The sequence below is a fragment of the Niallia sp. HCP3S3_B10 genome (assembly GCF_052064465.1).
Classification (GTDB): domain Bacteria; phylum Bacillota; class Bacilli; order Bacillales; family Cytobacillaceae; genus Niallia; species Niallia hominis.
In genome coordinates, this window is sequence record NZ_JBQHVO010000105.1 from 1 (window position 1) to 7,766 (window position 7,766).

10 protein-coding genes, 2 rRNA genes and 1 pseudogene are annotated in these 7,766 nt (G+C 34.6%); 6 read left to right on the forward strand and 7 right to left on the reverse strand.

Annotated features, from left to right (window positions below):
• The 4 genes from ACTNDN_RS24150 to ACTNDN_RS24165 all read right to left on the reverse strand — a co-directional run.
• A 16S ribosomal RNA gene (locus tag ACTNDN_RS24150) occupies nucleotides 1-74 on the reverse strand; the annotation flags it as partial.
• A 292-nt stretch (nucleotides 75-366) separates the two neighbouring features.
• Entirely contained in the window at nucleotides 367-909 is a 543-nt protein-coding gene (locus ACTNDN_RS24155; RefSeq protein ID WP_048718371.1) for a 2'-5' RNA ligase family protein, read from the reverse strand.
• Nucleotides 910-923: 14 nt separating this feature from the next.
• Nucleotides 924-1,433, reverse strand: a complete 510-nt coding sequence (locus ACTNDN_RS24160; RefSeq protein ID WP_048718374.1) for an NUDIX hydrolase — start codon at nucleotides 1,431-1,433, stop codon at nucleotides 924-926.
• Between the two features lie 478 nt (nucleotides 1,434-1,911).
• Nucleotides 1,912-2,271: a hypothetical protein gene (locus ACTNDN_RS24165; RefSeq protein WP_235252768.1), complete on the reverse strand. Its 360-nt coding sequence runs from the start codon at nucleotides 2,269-2,271 to the stop codon at nucleotides 1,912-1,914.
• Between the two features lie 298 nt (nucleotides 2,272-2,569).
• Between ACTNDN_RS24165 and sigY the strand changes: the two genes are divergently transcribed.
• The 6 genes from sigY (at nucleotide 2,570) to ACTNDN_RS24195 (ending at nucleotide 5,503) form a co-directional block, all read left to right on the forward strand.
• Nucleotides 2,570-3,112: an RNA polymerase sigma factor SigY gene (gene sigY / locus ACTNDN_RS24170; protein ID WP_048718375.1), complete on the forward strand. Its 543-nt coding sequence runs from the start codon at nucleotides 2,570-2,572 to the stop codon at nucleotides 3,110-3,112.
• Nucleotides 3,096-3,431, forward strand: coding sequence for a DUF5345 family protein (locus ACTNDN_RS24175; protein ID WP_441132515.1), 336 nt, complete (start codon nucleotides 3,096-3,098; stop codon nucleotides 3,429-3,431). The genes sigY and ACTNDN_RS24175 overlap by 17 nt, the downstream gene beginning before the upstream one ends.
• Entirely contained in the window at nucleotides 3,418-3,624 is a 207-nt protein-coding gene (locus ACTNDN_RS24180) for a hypothetical protein (protein ID WP_048718379.1), read from the forward strand. Before ACTNDN_RS24175 ends, ACTNDN_RS24180 begins: the two co-directional genes overlap by 14 nt.
• 68 nt (nucleotides 3,625-3,692) lie before the next feature.
• Complete coding sequence (locus ACTNDN_RS24185; RefSeq protein WP_082169286.1) at nucleotides 3,693-3,827, forward strand: PLD nuclease N-terminal domain-containing protein; 135 nt, start codon at nucleotides 3,693-3,695, stop codon at nucleotides 3,825-3,827.
• Between the two features lie 12 nt (nucleotides 3,828-3,839).
• The gene (locus ACTNDN_RS24190; RefSeq protein ID WP_284561792.1) at nucleotides 3,840-4,730 is read left to right on the forward strand and encodes an ABC transporter ATP-binding protein; all 891 of its coding nucleotides are present in this window, start codon (nucleotides 3,840-3,842) and stop codon (nucleotides 4,728-4,730) included.
• Nucleotides 4,727-5,503: an ABC transporter permease gene (locus ACTNDN_RS24195; RefSeq protein ID WP_349205494.1), complete on the forward strand. Its 777-nt coding sequence runs from the start codon at nucleotides 4,727-4,729 to the stop codon at nucleotides 5,501-5,503. The genes ACTNDN_RS24190 and ACTNDN_RS24195 overlap by 4 nt, the downstream gene beginning before the upstream one ends.
• 265 nt (nucleotides 5,504-5,768) lie before the next feature.
• On the opposite strand, the pseudogene ACTNDN_RS24200 reads toward ACTNDN_RS24195, so the two are convergent.
• The 3 genes and pseudogenes from ACTNDN_RS24200 to rrf form a co-directional block, all read right to left on the reverse strand.
• Nucleotides 5,769-6,934: pseudogene (locus ACTNDN_RS24200) on the reverse strand (MFS transporter); the annotation flags it as partial.
• 142 nt (nucleotides 6,935-7,076) lie between these two features.
• Entirely contained in the window at nucleotides 7,077-7,523 is a 447-nt protein-coding gene (locus tag ACTNDN_RS24205; protein ID WP_048718390.1) for a MarR family transcriptional regulator, read from the reverse strand.
• Nucleotides 7,524-7,676: 153 nt separating this feature from the next.
• Nucleotides 7,677-7,766: ribosomal RNA gene (gene rrf / locus ACTNDN_RS24210) — 5S ribosomal RNA — on the reverse strand; the annotation flags it as partial.

Here is a 7,766-nt window from a genome sequence, read left to right on the forward strand (position 1 = left end):
AAAGTCCGCTCGACTTGCATGTATTAGGCACGCCGCCAGCGTTCGTCCTGAGCCAGGATCAAACTCTCCAATAAAGAGTTGATTAGCTCATCGCTAAACTCTAGCTTTTTATTACTTGTTGTCATTCTATAACATTCGTTATAACACGATTATTGTTGACGTTTGTTTGTTCAGTTTTCAAAGAACAATTCGATTGTTGCTATCAGAAGCAACTTTTATATAATACCATATTCATCAAGTGAAAGTCAATAACTTTTTTCAAGATATCTTTTCACTATTAAATTATCATATTATGTTGCTGTTAGAAGCAACTTTTATATAATAACAATTATCTATTTAATCGTCAACTGTTTTTTACGTTTTTTTTTACAATTCTATTAAACTCTTAGAATATATAACTGGAGCATGCTTCGAACTATCTATTCTAATTAACCCTATTCGGTTAATTTCCCCTTCTAGCTTTTCACTTATCTTTAAACAATAGCTATATGCTTCCTGCAACTCTTCTTTAGAAAGTCTATTAGCTAAGGTACAATGTGGAACCCATTTATCTGGAAGATATAATGACTCTTCATCATTGTTAAATGAATCAAAATGTCGATGATGACTCGAATGTAACTCGATTAACTCTTTAGTTACAGTTGGAGAATAAAATAGTGTTGGCGTATTTATAAAAGATCCTACAGTTTGAAAATCAACCTGGATTTTCCCCTTATTTCTATAGAAGGTTTCCATCTCATGTATAAAGTGCGTAAGAGAGACTTCCTTATAGCTTGCTAGAGTAATATGAGGTACTCTATCCTCCACTTCTCTCGCATAATAGGAGATTCCGTTACTCTCTAATTCTTCCCATATCTTTTTTATTCTTTGTTCTAATACTACATCAAATAATGCAATTACTGCATACATCCCACTCTTCTCCTTCAGTATAAAAAGTCTTTTATTTTTTTCAAAACTAAATTTTCTCTAGCAACCCAAGGATTGCAATTAAATTGAGATACGGCATATTCATTTTCTTCTATAGCCTTACCCACGGATATCCATACAGGTTTAAAATCGAGTTCAAACTCATACGCATCTAACTCTTTTTCCACTTTTCCCTTATTCGTAAGCTCACACATGTAATAATGAGATACCATTTGAAAATATGCTTGCTTATCGTCCTGATCTACTTGATTTTCTATTACTTTCCCCATACATTCTTTAACTGTGCAATGAGTATAACCAGTTTCTTCTTTTACCTCCCTCCATAGCGCTTCTTCCAGTCCCTCATTTCCTTCAACTCCTCCCCCTGGAAATTTAAAGTCACCTTTATTTGTTTGCATAAGTAAAACCTTTTGCTTTTCAATTATTACAGCCCTTACCGCTACTCGCCGATGAATCTTATGATGTTCATCGCTTATATCCAGACCAATCCTTTCATTAAACCGCATCTTATAACCCCTTTCCATCCTTTCTGTTTTGATCCCCATGAAATATATTAATAATAAATTCACGATCTGGTACTTTCAAAGTCTCATACGACTCAAAGAAAAAGGAATTATCATAAACTACTTTTTCTAGACTAATTTCTATTTTCTTCTTATCTATATTTCCAATTGCATATGAAGCTATTGGTTGAAGATTACACCCAAAAGATCCTGGATTTAGAAAAGCCTTTTTTTGCTTTGAAAAAAATAAATGGGATGATTGTGTCCAAAACAGATCAACTCTTTATTATACCCTTTAAATAAACCGTTAATAGGTTTGAATGACGGTTCAACAATTTCACTAAAGGGTTCTTGGCTAATATGACTATTTCGTTTTGATTCTTTTATATGATAATGTGTAAATAGAACCGAATGACCTTCTATTATTGTATCAATAGTTTGTGGTAACTTTTCTAAATTAGGAATATAGGATTTATTCATATTATCTGCGATCCATTAATGATGTACTTTGATGCGCGTAATGACTGAGAGGATACTCTTCTCTTTTAAGTAGCGCCAGAATCGCTTCATCATGGTTACCTGTAATCATTGAACTGTCCATTCTGGAAAACAAAAGGCCTAAAACCTCGTTTGTATCTGGTCCAATCCCTATCATATCCCCTAAACAATAAATTCTTTCCTTGTATCTATTTCTTGCAGCACAGCGTTCAAAGCCGGACCATTTCCATGAACGTCGGTAATGATTCCAATCTTCAGCTATTCCTACTCCTTTTATGAGGAAGTATATATACTCTTGATTGATACGACTAAGGAAAACAGTTTCTGCAAACCCTTCTCTCAATCATTCATCTTACTTCTCTCATATATTTAACTACATTCCGATTTTTGACCGTATCTCTGTATTTTCCAACACCTAAAAAGTCTATGAACACCAATTTTTTCAAAAAAATTCAGAATTGCATAAATTTAATAAAATTTTAACATACATCCCTATTATTGAGTACACCTCACTTTCTCTAATTTAAGGAGGAATTATCGTAAAATAAATGTAGCCTTAAAAAATTAATTATATTTAATGAACGATTTACTGAGATTAACCGTCTTATGATTTGAAAAAGAAAGGAGGCATCGATTTAACTTTGGACAACGAGAAAAGACTTATTAAACTTGCAAAGGAAGGAAATGAAGATGCCTTCATAGATTTATTTCAATTACACTATTCATTCCTATATAAATATTTACTAAAACTTACTTTAAATGAAGAAATAAGTTCAGATCTTACACAGGATACCATGCTTAAATGCTACGAAAACCTTAACTCTTTTAAGGGAGACAGTAAGTTCTCAACCTGGATGATTTCTATTGCTTCACGACTATATATCGACCAACTTCGAAAAAAGAAACGGGAAGTCAATTGGTTAAATCAAACAAAAATAGCTTTATCACGACAACTAACATGGAAAGCGAATTCCAAAGGGATAGAATGGAGTGACACATTTACTGATTTTAATAATTTAGAAGCAGAGTTTCGTATCCCCATCCTTCTTCATCATTATTACGGCTACACGTATGAAGAAATCGGCGAACTACTTCAGATTAAAGCAGGAACGGTTAAATCTCGGGTTCACAACGGCATCAAAAGACTTAGAAAGGAGTGGGCAGCCTATGACGAAAGATCATAATCAAACAGATAAGCTTATTGAGGATTTACAAAAAGATTGGAATCACCTTGAAAATCTTCCTTTCAGCAAGGAACCTTCTTCATTTTTCATAAAAGAGCAGCTACAATACTCTCAACTAAAAAAGAAAAAAGCTTTCTATAAAGAATTGAAGCTGTTTATGGTAACAGCCGTCCTTTTACTGAGTTTTTTATCAATGATTGCATTCCTAGACTTTCAAACCATAGTCATTATGGAGGTTATATCTATTATAGTTGCTCCTCTACTTTACTTTATATTAATACACAAACAAGAAGGGAAGATATTTGATGACAGAAATTAATCCTTATTTATTAATCTTGCTTTTCCTCGCTCTGTTAGCACAGGGAACTTTTCTGTTTATTCATGCGAAAAAAAATGCAAGCATTGCATGGTTTTGGGGAATTTGGGGATTGATTTCGCTTCCACTTCCATCAATTCTTTACTTCCTACTAATTATCTTGCCTAAAAAAAGAAAAGTACGAAAGGAGAAATAACTTTGGAAGAATTATTACAAGTAAACTGGTCATTAATAGCTCCCGTCCTTATTCTCCAATTCATATTAATGCTCACTGCTCTCATTAGCTGCATCAAGCAAGAAGAAACAAACGGACCAAAATGGTTATGGATTCTACTTATCCTAATCGTTAGTTTATTCGGATCCATTTTATATTTTGTAATAGGAAGAAAAAATACTTAAGGAGGCATTAAGATGTTCGTACAAGTGAATCAATTACAAAAGCGTTTTAATGACCATCAAGCGATTAAAGGAATCACTTTTCACATTAAAAAAGGTCGTTGCACAGCACTATTAGGGCCAAATGGAGCTGGTAAGACAACCACGCTTCATATGCTTGCGGGTTTGCTATCCCCGACAAAAGGCTCTATATCTTATAACGGAGAAAAGGATTATCGTAAACATATTGGTTTTATGCCCCAACACCCCACTTTTTTTAATTGGATGACTCCTGTGGAATTTCTGTATTTCGCTGGAAAACTATCAGGTGTTCCTAAACAACGTTTAATAGAATATGTTAATAACAGCCTTTCATTCGTTGGGCTAACAGAGGTAAAGAACCGAAAGATCGGAGGTTTTTCTGGTGGAATGAAGCAACGGCTCGGATTAGCACAAGCTATTTTACATCAGCCAGAACTATTGATCCTAGACGAACCAGTTTCCGCCTTAGACCCTACAGGGAGAAGGGAAGTTTTAATACTTATGGAAAAATTAAAAGAAAGGATGACAATCCTTTTTTCCACACATGTCCTTCATGATGCAGAACAAGTTTGCGATGAAGTTCTTATGTTAAAGGAAGGAGAAATAAAGTGGGAGGGTTCTTTAATTGACTTAAAAAAAGTCTTTTCGCATACAGCTATCCATATTGAAACAATAGAACCTATAAAGAATGCATTCGATGAATTATTAAAACCGGAAGCTATTCACTTTACGACTGATAATAATGCAACTATTTTAGAAATTACACCTTCTTTACAAACAAATGATTTATTAACTGCCCTAATAAGCAGAGGATACACAATACAACGATTTGAAGTTATGGAGGATTCTTTAGAGGATGCCTATATGAAGGTGGTAGACATATGAAAAACTTTTTAACTTTATTTCAAAAAGAAATGCTAGAAAGTAAAAGAAACGGGAAATGGATCTGGCTTCCAGTTGTAATGATGATTCTAGGCGTCTCCCAACCAATTTCAACTTACTATATGCCACAAATTATTGAAAAAGCTGGAAACTTACCCGTGGGAGCGAAGATTGAATTCCCAGTTCCTACAGGAGCAGAAGTGCTCGCAGCTACTTTATCTCAATATGGAACAATTGGTACTCTTTTATTCGTCCTAGCCACGATGGGAATTATTTCTCATGAACGGCAAAATAATGTGCTTACCCTTATTATGGCACGTCCTGTTTCTGCCTTTCAATACATAGCCAGTAAATGGTCAAGTCAAGTTATCATCGCATTATCTTCTCTATTTTTAAGCTATGTTTTGACTTGGTACTATACTAATTTACTGTTTTCACCTGTTCGTTGGATAGATGTACTCACTAGCTTCCTAATATATAGCCTATGGATTATTTTTATTCTCACTTTCACAATTTGGATAGCAACACTCTTAAGAAATACTGGCGGTATCGCAGGCGTAAGCTTAACATTCCTAGCTGCACTTTCCTTACTCACTGGACTTATAACCAAATATATGAAATGGAGTCCTGCAACACTTCGAAATGGAGCAACAAGTATTTTAATGCACAATCAAAGTAATGACATATTCCTTCTACCTATTTTTACAACTATCCTATCATCAATAATTCTTTTAGCACTAGCAGTATTCACATTTAGGCGATTGGAGCGTTTCTAATAATGTCACCCTATTTCAAAATAAGAAAAGATTATGCTACCCCAAAAGAACTACTTATACCAATTCTACCCATAAGCATCTACCAAATAGATGCATATGGGTTTAAATAGAATATAATTCATAGATAGATCTTTCTCCTTCCACTCCACCTGTTTTATAGCTAAACTGTTAGTTATTCATTCAATGTGTATACATGTCAAAATTTATCGAAGACTAGCTGAAGCATTATTATTTCCTATTATCCGTTATAGGATAATCCTAAAAGTTATTTATAGCGGATCCACCGATGCTGCTTTGAAAAAACAAAAGCGGCAACTCCAATTAATATCACACCCATGATAGCTGGAGTAGAATGGCTAACTCTTCCATACAACTGTCCACCAATAATCGGTCCAATGAATCGAGCTAGAGATTGAATACTTTGAGAACCACCTAGGATACGTCCCTGTTCGTTAAGGTCAACGGATTTCGAAAGCATGCCATTAAATGCTGGACCAAAGATAGAATCTCCGAGTCCAAAGAAAATCATTCCTACGATAAAGACTGGATAATACGCATTGAATGCTGAAACAGCAATAAAACTAAAACCTATCATTTCACTTATCATACCTAAAAGTGCAATTTTTTTATCTGATAAATATTTAAGTAACCTTGGCATAATAATTGCTTGAGAGAAGATGTCAAGCACCCCTATTATTGAAAATACCAACCCGACAAGCAACGCCCGCCACGCGAATGTATCTATTGAAAATTGAGAGAAAATAACTTGTAATGATCCATTAGGAATCCAAATTAAGAATCCAGCAATCATGAGCCATTTAACAAATTTAAAAGAAAAAACATTTGATAGTTGTATAAACGGATTAAGATATTTAGGAGAAATACTAGAAGAGCGTCTAGACTTTTCAAGACTTTCAGGCATAAAGAAATATCCATATATAGCATTGAATAATGTAATTACGGCACCTGCATACATAGGTACACTATTCCCGAAATTCGCAAGTACTCCACCGATTGCAGGACCGAGAGTAGTCCCAACCCCGACAACCGCATAATCCAACCAAAGTATTTAGTGCGTTCATTAGAAGGAGTGATATCAGCAAAGTAAGCAAAAATTGCTGATATTCCCCCCCCTGTTAAACCTTCTATGATTCGTCCAAGAAAAAGGACCCAAAGCGCCCCTCCAAGACCAAATACAAAATAACCTAGAGCAGAACCGAGCAGACTAATAATTAAAACAGGACGACGACCATATCTATCACTTAATGCTCCTAAGACCGGTGCTGCCAAGAATACAGAAAGTGCGTAGATAGAAGAAAGCAATGTTACCGCCGTAGCCTGAGCGCTTGGATTACTGGTATAAGATTTTACTAAAACAGGTAAAACGGGGATTACAATAGTCAATCCCATACCAGTTAAAAAGACTGAGATAAACCCAAATGTTAGTGCATGTTTATTGATTGAAATCTTCATACTATTTCTCTTTCTGCTTTTTTTGTTTCTATGTCAACAAAAAAGTTTACTCCATTATTGTTTCTTCGTCAACAATAAACAAAAATAAAAAAATACCACTTTATCTCGTGATATTTTTCAAATGATACCTGTATCGACCAATGAAACGAAAAATAGTATCAAATTCATCATCAGTCATATTTTTAAATACTTCATTGTCACGTTTAAGAAACAGCCCATGTAATTCTTGATGGATATTATTTATTTTCTGCCCATTAGCTGTTAACCGAAAATATATTTCTTTTTTATTTTCAGCATTTTGATAACTCTCAATAATATTTTTAGCTAGAAGCTTCTTGGTGAGCTTACTTATTGCGCCTCGAGTCATATAACTTGCAGCTGCAAGTTTTGTCACATTTGCATTTGGGATTAGGGCAATATTTTCGATTAATTCTATTTCATTCAATGTATATCCATTTAGGGCCGATTCAAGTTCTGGTTTATTAAGCCAAATTATTTCATTGCATAAATCCATAAGCTCGCTCATTAACTGCTGTCTTTTATCCATGATAAATCCTCCCTGATTTATATTCAGTATACCCAGATTTTGTTTCTGTCGCAACAAAGTGTAAGGATACTACGGAAATATAATATTACGAAATACTACTTTTTCCACACAAAAAGACCTAAAGGCTTAATTACCTTTAGGTCTTTTCAATTTGCCTGGCGACGTCCTACTCTCACAGGGGGAGAACCCCCAACTACCATCGGCGCTTTAGAAGCTTAACTTCCGTGTTCGGTATGGGAACGG